Here is a 12942-nt window from a genome sequence, read left to right as displayed (position 1 = left end):
CGTCGAGCGGGCCATCAACAAGCTCCGCGAGCACCGCGCGGTGGCCACCAGGACCGACAAGCGCGATTTCGTCTACCGCGGCACCATCGACGTCGCCAGCATCAGAATCTGGCTCCGCGACCCAGTATCGTCAGATTCGCGGGACACGCCCCAACCCACGGATGGGTCAGGAGAGCCAAATAACGCCGCTCGAATACCGCCATCTATCGCTGAGATTCAGCCCACGAAGTGGATTGCTGTGCGGTGGAATCGGGGGGATACGCCCTCAGAGCTGCCGGTGAGCGATTCGCCTCAGAGGTAGCTGCAGATGCGATCGGGGTCGCACGCGGCGAGGTCCGGTTCGGATGCCGCGTCGTGGAACTCCGCGACGGTGGCCCTGAGGGCGACCAGCTCCCCGATCTGACGGTCGAGATCGGCCAGTTGCCGCGCGAGAAGGTCTCGCACATGCATGCACGGAGCCTCGCCGACGTCCCTGATCTGCAGGATGTCGCGGATCTGTGCCAATGTCAGCCCGGCGGTGCGGCTTCGGCGGATGAAGTCCAGTCTCGCCGTGATGTCCGCTCCGTAGTCCCGGTAGCCGTTCGTGGCTCGCTCGGTTGCGGGCAGAAGACCGCTCGCCTCGTAGAACCTCAGGGTCTTCGTGGTCATCCCGGACGCTGCCGCCGCTTCACCGATACGCACGCTGTGCCTCCTCCTTCATGGTTTCGCCGCTCACTCTTGACCTTCCAGTGTAGGGGAAGGTGCAGACTGACTGAAGCGAATCGAGCAGGGTTGTCCTGCCCTCGCGGCTTCCGATCAGCATTCTCAGGAGATTTCATGCCCGAACGCTCACCGACCGACTTCGATCTGGCCATCATCGGCTCCGGAGGCGGTGCGTTCGCCGCCGCGATCCGGGCCACGAACCTCGGCAAGCGCGTCGTCATGATCGAGCGCGCAACCATCGGCGGAACCTGCGTCAACACCGGATGCATCCCGTCGAAGGCCCTGCTCGCGGCCGCCGACGCGCGCCACGTCGCCCTCGACGCGCGCCGGTTCCCCGGCATCGACGCGACCGCCGGTCCGGTCGACGTGACGGAACTCATCGACGGCAAGCGTGCCCTGGTCGAGACGATGCGATCCGAGAAATACGTCGACCTGATCGCGGATTACGGTTGGGATCTGCGTCACGCCGACGCGGCATTCGCCGGCACCGCCGATGACCCGGCGTTGGAGGTGACGGATGCCGACGGCAGGGTCGACACCGTACGCGCCGCGCATTACCTCATCGCTACCGGATCGAGCCCCTCGGTGCCCTCGATCGACGGGCTGGCAGATGTCGACTACCTCACCTCGACGACGGCGATGGAACTCGACGAGGTACCCGAGTCGCTGCTGGTTCTCGGCGGCGGCTATGTCGCGCTCGAACAAGCCCAGCTCTTCGCCCGGCTCGGCTCGAAAGTGACGATGATCGTGCGCTCCCGGCTGGCGTCCGGGGAGGAGCCGGAAGCATCCCGCGCCCTGATGAGCATATTCGCCGACGAGGGCATCCGGGTTCTCCGCAAGTCGACCATCTCCTCCGTGCACACTGATGCCACGACGGGTGAGGTGGTGGCGCTGGTCGCCGGGATCGGCGGTCGCGAGGACATCCGCGCGAGCAAGCTGCTGGTCGCCACCGGCCGGGTACCGGTGACGACCGGGCTGAACCTCGCCGCGGTCGGGGTGACGACGGGGGAGAACGGCGAAGTCGTGGTCGATTCCCGGCTGGCCTCGTCCAACAGCCGCATCTGGGCCGCGGGGGATGTGACGGGTCATCCGGAGTTCGTCTACGTCGCCGCCGCGCACGGCGCCCTCGTCGTGGACAACGCCTTCAACGATGCGGGGCGGGAGGTCGGCTACCGGCACCTGCCCCGTGTCATCTTCACCACCCCCAACCTCGCAGCGGTCGGGATGACCGACAAGCAGGCACGGGACGCGGGAATCGTCTGCGAATGCCGGGTGCTGCCGCTGGAGTACGTGCCGCGAGCCCTGGTGAACCGCGACACCCGCGGGTTCATCAAGGTCGTCGCGGACGCCCAGACCGGCCAGATCCACGGGATCACCGCCGTGGCACAGAACGCCGGCGAGATCGCTGCCGCCGCCGTCTACATCGTCTCCGCTCGGATGACGGTGAGCCAGGTCGCGAACCTGTGGAGCCCCTACCTGACCATGGCCGAGGGCATCAAGATCGCCTGCCAGTCCTTCACCACGGACGTGTCCAAGCTGTCCTGCTGCGCCGCGTGACCACTTCATCCATCGAACGATCCACGCCAACGAAAGGAACCACCATGACCGACAACGCCACCCAGATCACCGAGCGCCTGGCCTCATCCGAAACCGGAATGCAGCCCTGGCTGTGGCTGCCGCTGATGAGACTGCTCGCGCAGGGCGATCCGGTCGACGTCGACGACCTCGCCGCGACGACCGGCCGACCGGTCGACGATGTCCGCTCGGCACTCGCAGCTATGGCCGACACCGAGTATGACGGATCGGGGCGGATCATCGGACAGGGACTGACTCAGCGGGCGACCCAGCACCGTTTCGAGATCGACGGGGAACAGCTCTACACCTGGTGCGCCCTGGACACCCTCATTTTTCCCACCATCCTCGGGACGTCAGCGGTCATCGAATCCCGCTACCGCACCGGAATGCCGGTTCGGGTGACCGTCGACAGCTCCGGCGTGCGCAGCGTCGAGCCCACCACCGCCGTGGTGTCCTTGATCGCCCCGGACGACATGAGTTCCGTGCGCTCCTCCTTCTGCAACCAGGTGCACTTCTTCGCCTCTCCCGAGGAAGCCGAACCGTGGCTCAAGAACCACGAGGGCGGGTCGGTCGTCTCCGTCGCGGAGGCGTTCGCGCTCGGTTCATCGATGGCCGAGAAGATGCTTGCCGAGACGGCTGCGGACCGCCCCAGCGATGACACATCCCATAGCTGCTGCTGAGGCGCCAGAACATGACTGACCCAGATCCGCGAGTAGTCAACGCCACCGTCGCGAGGTCCACCGCGCAGACCCTGGGGCTGGACGGCGAAGAAATCGGGAGCGAGATCAACACCAGAGGCGACCACGCCCCGTTCGACTAGGTAGTTCGTCCATTGGCCGGGGCCGCAGCCGGCGTCAATTACTGGGCCCGACAACCGTGCCGGCCCAGGTGTCGACGAGCTGACGGTCGGAAGGATGAACCGCGGCCATCGATCCGTACGCCCCGGCGTACTCAACAGCTCGTCGCGAGTATGCCTGTGCAGCTTCGTTCACCACCCCTCGATGATAAGTGGCGATCCGATAACGATCGTTTCCGGCGAGGTCTACCGACACAGGATCGGCGGCGACGACATGTGACTTCTGGCGGTCTTTGACGGGCCCCTGCCAGGGCTATGTGGCGGTGTCGTTCACGTTCATCCGCGTACTGCCGCGGGTGCACGGTGGGCAGTACGAGCCGGTTGGGGCTGTCAGCGGCGCCGGGTGGGACTGCTGGCGTCGTCGGTCTTGGGATGTCGAGGCTTCTGGTTGCGCCGTAGTTCGAGCAGGGGGCAGTTCTTGCAGCTGGGTGTGGCCCGGCAGCACTTGATGCGTTTGCGGTGGACCATCAGCTCCTCCCGGGCGGTGAGGGCTGGTGCGCGGTCCCTGCGGCTCCGGAAGCTCGTGCGGGAGAACCGGCGCGGCGCCAGACCCCCGCACGGAGCAGGCGTAGCCCGTTCAGGCCGACGACCATGGTGGACCCTTCGTGGCCGGCGACACCGAGGGGTAGCGGCAGGATCCAGCCGATGTCCCAGACGTCGAGGACCGCGATGACGGTCGCGGCGAAGGTCAGGTTGGCCTTCACCACGCGGTGTGCCCGCCCGGACAGGTCGATGATCTTGGGCAGGATGGCGAGCTCGTCGCGGACGATGACCGCGTCGGAAGTTTTCAGGGCGAGGTCGGACCCGTGGCGGCCCATGGCCACGCCGAGATTAGCGGCGGCCATCGCGGGTGCGTCGTTGACACCGTCGCCGACCAGGAGCACCCGGTGACCTGCTGCCTGGAGCGCCTTGACGTGGGTGACCTTGTCGGCGGGCAGCAGACCCGCACGGACGTCGGTGATCCCGACCTCCTGGGCCAGTCGGGTGGCGGCGCCGTGGTTGTCCCCGGTCAGCAGCACCGGGGTGGCGCCCGTCAAGGCGGTCAGTGCGGCCACGGTGGCGGGGGCGTCCGGTCGCAGCTGGTCGGCCAGACCGAGGACCCCCACGTGTACGTCGTCGACCACGACGACGACTGCGGTGCGCCCGGATGCCTCCAGCTCGGCGACGACGTCCCGGGCGTCCTCGGATCCCTTGTTGGCGGCTGCGACCGCAGGGTCGGTCAGTAGCGCCGGTGAGCCGACCCGGACCACGCGGCCTTCGACGGTTGCGGTGACCCCGCGCCCGGGGGTCGAGGAGAAGTCCTGGGCATGAGGCAGGTTCAGATCCCTGTCATGGGCGGCCGCAACGATCGCGCGCGCCAGCGGGTGCTCGCTGGGTCGTTCGGCGGCAGCGGCACAGCGGAGGACCTCGTTCTCGTCGAGCCTTCCGGCGGGCAGGGGCCTGACGTCGGCGACCCGGGGGGTGCCTTCGGTCAGGGTGCCGGTCTTGTCGAACGCGACGATCGTGACCTCGCGGAAGGTCTCCATCACCACCGCGGACTTCACCAGCAGGCCGTGCCGGCCGGCGTTGGCGATCGCGGAGAGCAGCGGGGGGGCATGGTGGCCAGCACCACCGCGCACGGCGAGGCGACGATCATGAAGGTCATCGCTCGTTGCAGGGTCGGCTCGAACGCCGCGCCGAGGGCCAGCGGGACACCGAAGATCAGCAAGGTGGAGACGACGACACCGACCGAGTAGCGCTGCTCGACCTTCTCGATGAACAGCTGTGTCTTCGCCTTCGTCGCCGATGCCTCTTCGACCATCGCCACGATCCGGGCCACCACCGAGTCGGTCGCGGCTCGGTTCACGCGGATGCGCAGCGCGCCGGTGCCGTTCAGGGTCCCGGCGAACACCTCGTCCCCGGACTCCTTGAGCACCGGCATCGGCTCGCCGGTGATGGAGGCCTGGTCGACCTCGCTGGCCCCTTCGATCACCTCCCCGTCGGCGCCCACCAGTTCCCCGGGCCGCACCAGGACGACGTCGCGGATGGCGAGATCCGCGGTGTCGACCTTCTCCTCGATGTCCCCGGGGTTCAGACGGGTCGCTTGCTCGGGGGCCAGGTCGAGCAGGGCGCGCACCGAGTCGGCGGTACGCCGGGTCACGAACGCCTCCAGTGCCCCGGAGGTCGCGAAGACGACGATCAGCAGCGCCCCCTCGAAGACCTGTCCGATCGCTGCGGCGAGGAGCGCGGCGACGATCATGAGCAGGTCGACATCCAGCGACTTGGCGCGCAGTGCCTGCAGTCCTGCCAGCGCGGGTTCCCACCCGCCGGTCACGTAGCAGGCCAGGTAGAAGGCCCACCACACCACCGGCGGCGCACCGGCGAGCTGGAACGCGCCGCCGATCGCGAAGAGCACGGTGGCGATGACCGCCCAGCGCACCTCGGCCATCGACAACACCACCCACAGGCCGGATCGGGACGCACGAGTTCTTGCGGCGTCGTGGCTCGCCCGGGCAGGCGAGGCGGACAGCGTCGTGCTCATGAGGGTCTCCTGCAGAGGTGGGCGAGGGCCGCCACACTATACAAACATGTAGAGGTCTTCATGCAACAGCGGTATGTTGGCGAAATGGGACACGGAATCTAGGGACGCTCCCGAGCAACACGCCTGGACGCCGCCGGCGCCCAGGTCGTGGCCACCACCTTGCAGGCCCTCGCCACCCATAGCCGCCTGCTCATCCTGTCTCGGTTGCGCGAGAGCCCGGCCACTGTCAGCCAGCTGGCCGAGGCCGTGGAGATGGAACAGTCCGCCGTGTCCCACCAGTTGCGCATGCTGCGCCACCTCGGGCTCGTCCAAGGCCGGCGATCGGGACGCTCTGTCACCTACGCCTTGCACGACAACCACGTCGCCCAGCTCCTCGACGAAGCCGTCTTCCACGCCGAGCACCTCCGCCTCGGCGCTCGCGACCAGGCCGACGAGACAGCCTGATCCCGCGACAGCGCCGCAGTCCCACATCCTGGTAATGGAACGTCGTCCGACGCCCGCCGGCGCAGTAGTGACTGCGGGACTCAGGCGGCGAGTACGCCCTGAGGGGTGTGGATGGGTCGCTGGGACCGCCGGTCAGGGAGTGATGAGGAGGAGCCAACCGGTCAAAGCGAGGAGCGTTACTGCTAGCACCGGGATCGTCAGGACGATGCCGATCTTGAAGTAGGCGCCCCAGCCGATGTGCATGCCCTTGCGGTCTAGAACGTGGAGCCACAGCAGAGTGGCGAGGCTCCCGATCGGGGTGATCTTCGGGCCGAGGTCGGCGCCGATGACGTTGGCGTAGACCATGAGCTCGTGGGTGAGGCCGGTGGCACCGGCGGCGTCGATGCCCAGGGCGGCGACGAGCACGGTGGGCATGTTGTTCATCACCGAGGACATGCCGGCGACGAGGAAGCCGGTGCCGCCGGCTGCTGCCACGGGTCCCTGCTCGCCGAACCAGGCGAAGACCTCGCCGAGGGAGTCGGTCAGGCCCTGGTTCCGCAGGCCGTAGACGACCAGGTACATCCCGAGGCTGAACAGCACAACCTGCCACGGCGCGGACCGGAGCACGGGCGCGATGGGGATGCGGCCACCGGAGCTCGATGGCGGGGTCGGGCCGCCGTCCAGGACCGCAGTACCCAGCGCATGGTCGTGGATGTCGTCGTGGACGACCCCGCTCCGGGTGGGGTCGTGCACCGCTGGGACGGCGCCCACCGTCTCGACAGCCGGCAGGCGAGCCTCCAGCCGCGCGAACACCCATGCCGGCTTCCGTGCAGCGGTCAGGACGATGGCGATCGCGCCGAGGCCGGCGACGGCGGCGATGGGCGCACCGAGCGGGTCGGCGACGAAGTAGCCCACCAGCAGCAGGCCCAGGACGACCCAGCCCGCGCGGAAGGTCACATGGTCGTGCACGACGTCGGAGGGACGAGCAAGGTCGGCGACGTCGTACCGGGACGGGATGGACTTGCGGAAGAAGAGGCGCAGCACGAGGAGGCTCGCGGCGAGTGACGCGAGGCTCACAGGGATCATCACGAGGGCATAGCGGGCGAAGCCGATGCCGAAGAAGTCCGCCGAGACGATGTTCACGAGGTTGGACACCACGAGCGGCAGGCTCGTGGTGTCCGCGACGAATCCGGTCGCCATGACGAAGGCGAACGCGGCCTTGGGGTCGAACCGCAGGGCCAGGAGCATCTGGTAGACGATCGGGGTGAGGATCAGCGCTGCGCCGTCGTTGGCGAAGACCGCGGCGATCGCCGCACCCAGGACGACGATGAGGTTGAAGAGCATCCGGCCGTTCCCGCGGCCCCAGCGGGCCACGTGGAGCGCGGCCCACTCGAAGGTTCCCGCCTCGTCCAGCACCAGCGAGATGATGATCACGGCGACGAAGGTCAGTGTCGCGTTCCACACAATCACCCAGACGTCCGGGACGTCACCGAGCTGGACGACGCCCGTGACGAGAGCGAGCGCCGCGCCGCCGAGGGCGCTCCACCCGATGCCGAGCCCGCGAGGTTGCCAGATCACCAGCGTCAGGGTGAGCACGAAGATGACGACGGCAAGCAACACGGAAGGGCCTCCAGGCGTGGGCGGGTGAGCCGCGGCGCGGTGCCGCGGACCGAGACGGTCGTGCGGGTGGGGTCAGCTGGTCAGGCGGCGCAATGCTTGGGCCCCGGCAGGGACGTCGGGCAGCCACGGCACGACGGCGGCGCGCCGTGGGCTTGCCGCAGCGATCTCCTCGAGCCAGCGGGTCTCGTCAGCGGCGCGGGCGCGCAGGACAGGGTCGGTCGTACCGGTCGCGGCAAGGGACGCGTTGGCGACCCACGTCCACGGACTCAGACCCGCGCGAGCGAGGTCCGCCTGAAGTGCCATCGCTTCATGCACAGGCGTTGCCTCGGGCAACGCCACGAGGACGATGCGGGTGCGTTCGAGGTCGGCGAGCGACGCGAAGAGCGACGTCGCCGCGTCGTCGGCTCGGCCCTCGCGCGCTGCGGCCTGACGGGCGAAGCTCTGCGAGGACTCCAGGAGGAGGAGCGTGTGGCCCGTCGGAGCGGTGTCGATGACAACGAAGCGGCCCGACGCGTCGGCCACGGTGCGGGCGAAGGCCTGGAAGACGGCAACCTCCTCGGTGCACGGGGAGCGCAGGTCCTCGGTGAGCAGATCACGTGCTGCGTCGCCCATGCCGGCGCCTGCTGTTGCCAGCACGTGATCGGTCCACGCCGCGGTCTCCGCCGCGGGGTCGATGCGCGTGACCTCGAGGTTGGCCGGCGGGTCGGGCAGGACGTCGTGGACGTGCGCGGCAGGGTCGGTGGTCGTCAGGGTGACAGGTAGGCCGCGCTCGGCCAGGGCAAGGGCGAGGGCGGCGGCGACGGTGGTCTTGCCGACGCCACCCTTGCCCATGGTCATGACGATGCACGGGTCGCCGACGGCGAGCTCGGCGACGAGGTCACCGAGCGTGTCCAGCTCGGGCGGCGCGACGGCTTCGGTCGGGCTCGACGCCGGGTCGCCGGACAGGATCGCGCGCAGGGCCTCGACGCCGATCGGCGCGCGGGCGAAGAGCGGCACGGCGTCCACCGACGTGGCCCGGGCGAGGAGCGCCGGAGCGGAGTCGAGCGCGGCGGTCTCGCGATCGTGCCGGGCGACGGCGACGGCGTCGTCCCCTGCGGGGTGGGCGAGCACGCCGTTGATGACGACGTGCTGCGTGGTCATCCCCAGGTCGGCGAGCTCGGCGCTGGCCCGCGACGCCTCCGCGAGCGAGGAGGACTCGGCCCGGGCGACCAGCACTACGGTCGTGCGTTCGCCGTCGCGCAGGGTCTCGAGGCTGCCGGCGTAGGCCTCCTGCGCGTGGCCCAGGGCGGAGACCGGACCGACGCAGGTGACGCCCGCGGTGTTCGTCTCGAGGAAGCCGGTCCACGCGCCGGGCAGCGCGAGCAGGCGCAGCGTGTGGCCGGTGGGCGCCGTGTCGAAGACGACGTGGTCGTAGGCGTCGGCGATCTGGCGGTCGGTCAGCAGGGTGACGAACTCGTTGAACGCTGCGACCTCCACGGTGCAGGACCCGGAGAGCTCCTCCTCGATGGAGGCGACCGCGTCTTCGGGCAGAAGGGAGCGGTAGGGGCCGACAACGCGCTCGCGGTACGCGGCGGCAGCGGCGGACGGGTCGATGTTCACCACGTCGAGGCCCGGCACACCGGGCACCTGGACGGCACCCGAGGTCCCGGGGTCGGGCATGCCGAAGACCTCGGCGAGGTTGCTCGCGGGGTCGGTGGAGACGATGAGGACGCGGCGGCCGGCGTCGGCGAGGACGACGGCGGTCGCTGCTGCGCAGGACGTCTTGCCGACCCCGCCCTTGCCGGTGAAGAAGAGGAACGGGGTGGGCGAGCTGAGCATCCCGGGCAGGAATGCAGTCCCGCTGAGCGCCGGCGCGGACACGTCAGCAGCTCCCGGATCCGCCGCAGCAGGACTGCGTGGTCGTGGTCGCAGCCTGGACCGCGGTGCTCAGCGGGATCGCGGGGCGCGGCACGTCGGCCCACGTCGCGAGTTCGGTCCGGCTGGGGTAGTGCCCCTTCGCCTTCACCGCGCCGTCGACGAGCACCATGGGCAGCGCAGCCGTACCGTCCGTCTCGAGCGCCTGGCGGACGGGGTCGCTCGCGATGAACTTCGCCGGCTCCTGGGACAACGTGGCCCGGTCCACCTTCACGCCCCGGTCGGACAGCCATGCGATGTCGGCGGCGAACCGGGACAGCGTCGGGTCGACGTCCGTCCCGCACACGCCGGTCGAGCAGCACATTGCCGGGTCGAAGATCTCTACGCGGGACATCGGTCCTCCTCCTACTCGTTCGCTGACTCATCAGCGCTTGCTGACATCACACCATACTGATGGGTTGTACGGTAGGGAAATGAGTCCCGTCAGCGTCCCGATGCCGACCCTTCCGGTGCGCGCGGAGGTGGCGAGCCAGTTCGCGCTCCTGGCGGACCCCTTGCGGCTGAAGATCGTCGAGGCGCTGTCCCGCGAGCAGCTGTGCACCTGCCACCTGGTCGACATCACCGGCGCGCGTCAGACGGCGATCAGCAACCACCTACGCCTGCTCCGTGAGGCGGGCGCGGTGGTCAGCGAGCCGGAGGGGCGCTACACCTGGTACCGCCTCGTGCCGGGCGCGTTCACCGAGGCGCTACGCGCACTCTCCGGCTTCGCCCACGACGGCCCCGACGCCGCGCATCTGCGGCCCGCGTGCGCCACGCCGGTCGGTTGACCCGCTCGTCAGCTCACCGCCCTCGGGTCGTGACGTCCGTCGTCACGGCGCTTCTGCGCTGAGCAGCTGACGCACCCGACGCCGGATGTCGTCGCGGACCAGCCGCATGCGCTCCGCCCCCTCGATGCCACGTGAGGAGGGCTCGCCGACCTCCCAGCGGACGACGGGCGTGCCGTCAGCGGTGGCGACCTCTGCCTCGGTGCCGAGGACCACGACCACGTCCGCGTCGGCGATCAGCTCGTCCGTGATCGCCTTGGGCTGCTCACCGGTGATGTCGATTCCCACCTCAGCCAGGGTGTCGGCCGAGCCGGGGTGCACCGTCTCGCTGGGCGCTGTGCCTGCGGAGGTGACGCGCACGTTCGGGAACTCGTGGCGCGCGATGGCAGCGGCGATCTGAGACTTGCCGGAGTTGTGGACGCACACGAAGAGCACGGACTCGGGCGGGGTTGTCACTCGGTTCTCCTCGAGGTCAGGGCCGCGCGCTGGCGGTCCAAGTCGTGCTCGCGCACCCAGGCCATGGTGGCCGTCTGGACGACGTCCCATGGGGAGCCGAGCGGTGGGGTGTACGACAGGTCCAGCCCGTCGACGTCGGCGACGCGCATGTCGTGTGTCAGGGCGGTGGCGTAGACGTCCACCCGCTTGGCGATCTCCGCGCCGAGCGGGCCGACGAGCTGGGCGCCGAGCAGGCGGCCGGTCGCGGTGTCGCCGGTGACGCGGATGGTGACCGGCTTGGCGCCCGGGTAGTACGCCTTGTGGTCGTCTCCAGTGGACTGGACGGTGGCCGGCGCGAACCCAGCGTCGGTCGCCTCGCTGTCGCGCACCCCGGTGCGGGCGATCACCAGGTCGAAGACCTTGACCACCTGGGTGCCGAGGCTGCCCGGGTAGACGGCCGAGCCACCGAGGGCGTTCTCACCCGCGACGCGGCCCTGCTTGTGCGCGGTGGTGCCCAGCGGCAGGTACGCGCGGCCGAGCAGGCGGTGATGCGTCACGACGCAGTCGCCGGCAGCCCACACGCCGGGGAGCCCGGTGGACATGGCGGGATCGACGAGCACGGCCCCGCGCGGACCGGTCGTCGCGCCGGCAGCGACGAGCAGGTCAGTGTCCGGTCGTACACCGACCACCACGAGCACGACGTCCACGTCCCAGCGCTCCGGCTGCCCGCTCGCGCCCGTGGCGTGCACCGTCAACCGAGTCGGCCCGTCGGATGCGGCGACTTCGGTGACGGTCGTGGCGGTGTGCACCTCGACGCCGTGCCGGGTGAGCTCGGCGCGCACCATCGCGCCCAGCCCGGGGTCGACCGAGGGTAGCACCTCGGGCAGGGCCTCGACCTGGATGACGTCGATGCCGCGGGCGGTCAGGCCTTCGGCCATCTCCAGGCCGACGTAGCCGGCGCCGACGATGAGTGCCCGGGACGGGCGGTTGGCGTCCAGGTCCGCGGTGAGGGCCAGGGTGTCGCCGATCGTGTGCAGGAGGTGCACTCCGTCGGCCGGCCCGAGGCTGTCCAGCCCGGTGATCGGCGGGCGGACGGGGACAGCGCCTGTCCCCACCACCAGGGCGTCGTACGGCAGCTCGCGCTGACCGTCCGGTGCCTCGACGAGCAGGCGCCGTCCGGAGACGTCGATGCCGACGGCCCGCGTGTTGACGCGGACGTAGAGACCGGCATCGCGGAGGTCGTCCATGGTGCGGTGCGCGAGGTTGCGCCAGTGACCGACCTCACCGGACACGTAGTACGGGATGCCGCAGATGGAGAAGTTGGGGTACTCGTCGGCGAGCACGACCGTCACCTCGGCGGTCGGGTCGAGCTCGCGGGCGCGCAGCGCGGCGCTGATGCCGGCATCGCTCCCGCCGACGGCGACCAGGCGCATGTCAGGCCGTCGCCGCGGCGGGCTGGACGCCGAGCTCGTCGAGGAGGGTGAGCACACGGGCGCGGATCTCGTCCCGGATGGGGCGGACGGACTCGATGCCCTGACCGGCCGGGTCGTCGAGCTGCCAGTCCTCGTAGCGCTTGCCGGGGAAGATCGGGCACACGTCACCGCAGCCCATGGTGACGACGACGTCGGACGCCTGGACGGCGTCAGTGGTCAGGACCTTGGGCTGCTGGTCGCGGATGTCGATGCCCAGCTCGAGCATCGCCTCGACCGCGACGGGGTTGATCTGGTCCGCAGGCATGGAGCCGGTGGAGCGGACCTCGACGGCTCCGCCGGACAGGTGCCGCAGGAACCCGGCGGCCATCTGGGATCGACCGGCGTTGTGCACGCACACGAACAGGGCAGACGGGCGGGTGGTGGTCGGGCCGCTCATGGGTTCTCCTTTGTCGTGGCCCGGCGGGCCGGGGTGGTCAGGTCTGCGGCCAAAGCGCGTACGCGGGTTTCTAGGTCCTGGTAGATGGCCTCGACGCCCGCCGGTGAGGCTAGGGCGTGTCCCGCGAATCTGACGATACTGGGTCGCGGAGCCAGATTCTGATGCTGGCGACGTCGATGGTGCCGCGGTAGACGAAATCGCGCTTGTCGGTCCTGGTGGCCACCGCGCGGTGCTCGCGGAGCTTGTTGATGGCCCGCTCGACG

At 69.7% G+C, this 12942-nt stretch carries 15 protein-coding genes; 5 read left to right on the top strand and 10 right to left on the bottom strand.

What is annotated here, in order from left to right; all coding sequences use genetic code 11:
* Nucleotides 1–291 precede the first annotated feature (291 nt).
* Nucleotides 292–648 (bottom strand): MerR family DNA-binding protein, encoded by a 357-nt coding sequence (locus tag BKD30_RS06315; RefSeq protein ID WP_456243292.1) that lies wholly within the window; start codon nt 646–648, stop codon nt 292–294.
* 168 nt (nt 649–816) lie between these two features.
* Between BKD30_RS06315 and merA the strand changes: the two genes are divergently transcribed.
* The 3 genes from merA to BKD30_RS16840 are packed head-to-tail and all read left to right on the top strand — an operon-like array spanning nt 817 to nt 3097.
* Entirely contained in the window at nt 817–2259 is a 1443-nt protein-coding gene (gene merA, locus BKD30_RS06310; RefSeq protein ID WP_076703279.1) for a mercury(II) reductase, read from the top strand.
* 44 nt (nt 2260–2303) lie between these two features.
* A complete protein-coding gene (gene merB, locus BKD30_RS06305; protein ID WP_076703277.1) occupies nt 2304–2957 on the top strand; it encodes an organomercurial lyase MerB in 654 nt (217 codons plus the stop codon).
* A gap of 11 nt (nt 2958–2968) precedes the next feature.
* Nucleotides 2969–3097, top strand: coding sequence for a hypothetical protein (locus BKD30_RS16840; protein WP_268874369.1), 129 nt, complete (start codon nt 2969–2971; stop codon nt 3095–3097).
* A gap of 366 nt (nt 3098–3463) precedes the next feature.
* On the opposite strand, the gene BKD30_RS16095 is transcribed toward BKD30_RS16840, so the two are convergent.
* From BKD30_RS16095 to BKD30_RS16920, 3 genes are read right to left on the bottom strand one after another with little or no spacing between them, the layout of a single operon-like run.
* Nucleotides 3464–3601, bottom strand: a complete 138-nt coding sequence (locus BKD30_RS16095) for a hypothetical protein (RefSeq protein ID WP_159440548.1) — start codon at nt 3599–3601, stop codon at nt 3464–3466.
* On the bottom strand, nt 3601–4752 hold the full coding sequence (locus BKD30_RS16925) for an HAD-IC family P-type ATPase (protein WP_076703275.1): 1152 nt from the start codon (nt 4750–4752) through the stop codon (nt 3601–3603). The genes BKD30_RS16095 and BKD30_RS16925 overlap by 1 nt, the downstream gene beginning before the upstream one ends.
* Nucleotides 4674–5654 carry an HAD-IC family P-type ATPase gene (locus BKD30_RS16920; RefSeq protein ID WP_328586897.1) on the bottom strand — a complete coding sequence of 327 codons (981 nt, stop codon included), beginning with the start codon at nt 5652–5654 and terminating at the stop codon, nt 4674–4676. Before BKD30_RS16920 ends, BKD30_RS16925 begins: the two co-directional genes overlap by 79 nt.
* 147 nt (nt 5655–5801) lie before the next feature.
* Between BKD30_RS16920 and BKD30_RS06290 the strand changes: the two genes are divergently transcribed.
* Nucleotides 5802–6098 carry an ArsR/SmtB family transcription factor gene (locus BKD30_RS06290; protein WP_328586896.1) on the top strand — a complete coding sequence of 99 codons (297 nt, stop codon included), beginning with the start codon at nt 5802–5804 and terminating at the stop codon, nt 6096–6098.
* A 132-nt stretch (nt 6099–6230) separates the two neighbouring features.
* Here the strand turns inward: BKD30_RS06290 and BKD30_RS06285 are convergent, their stop codons facing one another.
* From BKD30_RS06285 to arsD, 3 genes are all read right to left on the bottom strand, one after another.
* A complete protein-coding gene (locus BKD30_RS06285) occupies nt 6231–7697 on the bottom strand; it encodes an arsenic transporter (protein ID WP_076703272.1) in 1467 nt (488 codons plus the stop codon).
* A 72-nt stretch (nt 7698–7769) separates the two neighbouring features.
* On the bottom strand, nt 7770–9557 hold the full coding sequence (gene arsA, locus BKD30_RS06280) for an arsenical pump-driving ATPase (protein ID WP_235861532.1): 1788 nt from the start codon (nt 9555–9557) through the stop codon (nt 7770–7772).
* A gap of 1 nt (nt 9558) precedes the next feature.
* Nucleotides 9559–9945, bottom strand: coding sequence for an arsenite efflux transporter metallochaperone ArsD (arsD, locus tag BKD30_RS06275; protein WP_076703270.1), 387 nt, complete (start codon nt 9943–9945; stop codon nt 9559–9561).
* Nucleotides 9946–10024: 79 nt separating this feature from the next.
* Between arsD and BKD30_RS06270 the strand changes: the two genes are divergently transcribed.
* A complete protein-coding gene (locus BKD30_RS06270; RefSeq protein ID WP_218189260.1) occupies nt 10025–10378 on the top strand; it encodes an ArsR/SmtB family transcription factor in 354 nt (117 codons plus the stop codon).
* Nucleotides 10379–10420: 42 nt separating this feature from the next.
* Here BKD30_RS06270 and BKD30_RS06265 read toward each other — a convergent pair whose 3' ends face one another.
* Genes BKD30_RS06265 through BKD30_RS06255 form a run of 3 tightly spaced genes read right to left on the bottom strand, consistent with a single transcriptional unit; the run spans nt 10421 to nt 12679 of the window.
* Nucleotides 10421–10831, bottom strand: a complete 411-nt coding sequence (locus BKD30_RS06265) for an arsenate-mycothiol transferase ArsC (protein ID WP_076703267.1) — start codon at nt 10829–10831, stop codon at nt 10421–10423.
* Nucleotides 10828–12243 (bottom strand): FAD-dependent oxidoreductase, encoded by a 1416-nt coding sequence (locus BKD30_RS06260; protein WP_076703265.1) that lies wholly within the window; start codon nt 12241–12243, stop codon nt 10828–10830. The genes BKD30_RS06265 and BKD30_RS06260 overlap by 4 nt, the downstream gene beginning before the upstream one ends.
* Nucleotide 12244: 1 nt before the next feature.
* A complete protein-coding gene (locus BKD30_RS06255) occupies nt 12245–12679 on the bottom strand; it encodes an arsenate reductase ArsC (RefSeq protein WP_076703263.1) in 435 nt (144 codons plus the stop codon).
* Nucleotides 12680–12942: the final 263 nt, after the last annotated feature.

This window comes from Tersicoccus phoenicis, from assembly GCF_001968835.1.
Classification (GTDB): domain Bacteria; phylum Actinomycetota; class Actinomycetes; order Actinomycetales; family Micrococcaceae; genus Tersicoccus; species Tersicoccus phoenicis.
Note: the sequence above shows the minus strand (reverse complement) of the source record. Positions and strands in the feature narration are given on the sequence as shown.

Excerpts from the sequence above, each read along its gene's own strand:
- BKD30_RS06260 (WP_076703265.1), bottom strand. The coding sequence starts at position 12,243 with ATGCGCCTGGTCGCCGTCGGCGGGAGCGATGCCGGCATCAGCGCCGCG.
- merA (WP_076703279.1), top strand. The coding sequence starts at position 817 with ATGCCCGAACGCTCACCGACCGACTTCGATCTGGCCATCATCGGCTCC.
- BKD30_RS06270 (WP_218189260.1), top strand. The coding sequence starts at position 10,025 with ATGAGTCCCGTCAGCGTCCCGATGCCGACCCTTCCGGTGCGCGCGGAG.
- BKD30_RS16920 (WP_328586897.1), bottom strand. The coding sequence starts at position 5,654 with ATGAGCACGACGCTGTCCGCCTCGCCTGCCCGGGCGAGCCACGACGCC.
- BKD30_RS06315 (WP_456243292.1), bottom strand. The coding sequence starts at position 648 with ATGACCACGAAGACCCTGAGGTTCTACGAGGCGAGCGGTCTTCTGCCC.
- arsD (WP_076703270.1), bottom strand. The coding sequence starts at position 9,945 with ATGTCCCGCGTAGAGATCTTCGACCCGGCAATGTGCTGCTCGACCGGC.
- BKD30_RS06255 (WP_076703263.1), bottom strand. The coding sequence starts at position 12,679 with ATGAGCGGCCCGACCACCACCCGCCCGTCTGCCCTGTTCGTGTGCGTG.
- BKD30_RS16095 (WP_159440548.1), bottom strand. The coding sequence starts at position 3,601 with ATGGTCCACCGCAAACGCATCAAGTGCTGCCGGGCCACACCCAGCTGC.
- BKD30_RS16840 (WP_268874369.1), top strand. The coding sequence starts at position 2,969 with ATGACTGACCCAGATCCGCGAGTAGTCAACGCCACCGTCGCGAGGTCC.
- merB (WP_076703277.1), top strand. The coding sequence starts at position 2,304 with ATGACCGACAACGCCACCCAGATCACCGAGCGCCTGGCCTCATCCGAA.